The 509-nt window shown below is 45.4% G+C and carries 1 protein-coding gene; it reads right to left on the bottom strand.

Going from position 1 to position 509, the window contains the following annotated elements; genetic code table 11:
• Positions 1-509, bottom strand: a 509-nt coding sequence (locus tag ACFINC_RS11940; protein WP_375617329.1) for a GTP-binding protein, incomplete at both ends; no start/stop codon positions are given.

The following is a 509-nucleotide window of genomic DNA, read 5'->3' as shown; positions in this document are numbered from 1 at the left end:
ACAGGACGCTCAGGGGTTGGAATATAATTATCAACCTCGCTCATTAAAAGACGAACCGCATCTTCACCAATGCTTTTATCCTTATCCTCAAGGGCTGCTAACGCAGAACCTTTTACAATTGGGATTTCATCTCCTGGAAAATCATATTTGGATAAAAGTTCCCGAACCTCAAGCTCTACAAGTTCCAAAAGCTCCGCATCATCAACCTGATCAACTTTATTGAGAAAAACAACAATCGCTGGAACTCCAACCTGACGAGCAAGCAAAATATGCTCACGGGTCTGTGGCATCGGACCATCAGCTGCTGAAACAACCAAAATGGCACCATCCATCTGCGCTGCCCCTGTGATCATGTTTTTCACATAATCGGCGTGTCCAGGACAGTCAACGTGCGCATAGTGACGGCTTTCCGTTTCATACTCAACGTGTGCTGTAGAAATGGTAATCCCACGGGCACGCTCTTCTGGTGCTGCATCAATTTGGTCGTATGCTTTAAACTCACCAAAAAA

It is taken from the genome of Bartonella sp. AP58NXGY, from assembly GCF_042195785.1.
In the GTDB taxonomy this organism is placed as follows: domain Bacteria; phylum Pseudomonadota; class Alphaproteobacteria; order Rhizobiales; family Rhizobiaceae; genus Bartonella.
The sequence above is the reverse complement of the archived record's forward strand: the minus strand, read 5'-3'. Positions and strand labels throughout refer to the sequence as shown.